The following is a 542-nucleotide window of genomic DNA, read 5'->3' as shown; positions in this document are numbered from 1 at the left end:
TCGTAGGCCTGGACGAGGACCGGCTCGGCCTCGGCGTACGCCTTCCGCCCCATCAAGGCACGTCCCAGCAGCGACCGGTTGCGGTGCGTCTCCGGGGCGTCGGGCTCCCTGACGTCTCGAACCGCGAGGGATTCGCGCAGGACGGCCTCGGCGTCGCTCCATCGCTCGCGCCGGAGGAGGTGGATCCCCAGCGCCTGCGACTCGTCCGCGTAAGGGATCGAGTCGGCCCCGGACCTCTCCTTCGCCGCCGCCAGCCATTTCCGCCGCCAGGACTCGGCCTCGTCGAGCCGGCCGAGGAGTTCCATCGTGCCGATCAGGTTGTGGACGATCCGGTCCGCGTACTGGGCTTCGAACCCGATCTTCTCGAGCGGGGCCGCCGCTTCGCGGAGGAGCGCCAGCGATCGCTCGGCATCGCCCGAGGCTCGATAGGCGGCCGCCAGGTTGTTCATGCAGTTCAAGGTGTCGGGGTGGCTGGAGCCCTGCCTCGCCTTGAAGAGCCTGAGGGCCTCCTCGTACAGCGGCGCCGCCCGATCCAACCGGCC

General features: G+C 70.5%; 1 protein-coding gene. It reads right to left on the bottom strand.

The window, feature by feature from the left end:
- Window positions 1–542: tetratricopeptide repeat protein (locus G6O68_RS32055; RefSeq protein WP_165253841.1), on the bottom strand; the 542-nt coding region annotated here is incomplete at both ends.

Origin of the sequence: Paludisphaera soli (genome assembly GCF_011064595.1) — a bacterium.
Classification (GTDB): Bacteria; Planctomycetota; Planctomycetia; order Isosphaerales; family Isosphaeraceae; genus Paludisphaera; species Paludisphaera soli.
This window is presented reverse-complemented; position numbering and strand designations above follow the sequence as displayed.